Annotated in this window: 2 protein-coding genes; both read left to right on the forward strand. The window is 37.1% G+C overall.

Going from position 1 to position 734, the window contains the following annotated elements; genetic code table 11:
• A partial coding sequence (locus AC1DTM_RS30020; protein ID WP_477001652.1) for a zinc-binding dehydrogenase occupies nucleotides 1-366 on the forward strand: 366 nt, incomplete at its 5' end.
• A gap of 29 nt (nucleotides 367-395) precedes the next feature.
• Nucleotides 396-734: zinc dependent phospholipase C family protein (locus AC1DTM_RS30025; RefSeq protein WP_477001653.1), on the forward strand; the 339-nt coding region annotated here is incomplete at its 3' end.

The raw sequence follows: 734 nt of genomic DNA on the forward strand, positions 1-734 counted from the left end.
GGCGTTAATATTGTTTTAGATTCTATTTCTGGTACTGTGTCCGAAAGAAGTTTAGACTGCCTTGCTTATTACGGTCGTCTCGTCCATTTCGGCAATGCTAGCGGAGAAGTTGGTAGTTTTCAAACGAAAGATTTACACGCAAGTTGCCGTTCTATACTCGGCTTCAGCTTTGGCACTACACGAAAAAAACGTCCTGAATTGCTTCAAGAAACTGCGAATCAAGTTTTCCGTTATTTACGCGATGGAAGTTTACAAATTAAAACTACGAAATCTTTTCCTCTTCAAGATGCAGGGAAAGCACATGAATGGGTCGAAAGTAGACAAAGTACAGGGAAAGTAATACTACACGTTCAGACAGCTCCCTAAAATGAATACATGAAATAGAGGTGTTATTCATGGGATCACGAATTATGCATATCATTATCTCTAACGGTATTGCTGAGAAACTTTCTATTCAAGATAAAACCTCTTTCTTACTTGGTGGTGTAGCTCCTGATGCTGTTCATTCAAAAGAAGAAAAAGGAACTTCACATTTTTACGCTGGTACAACGAAAAACTATACGAGAAGAATAGATTATGATTCATTTATTCATAAATATGAAGATCATATGGATTCCTCTTATATTTTAGGTTATTATACCCACCTCATTGCCGATGATAATTGGCTAAGTGGATTTTTTCTACCTTGGCTAAAAAACAGAATTGAGAACGACGAAACTATCGTGCCTATGTAC

This window comes from Bacillus sp. P4_D3 (assembly GCF_056401855.1).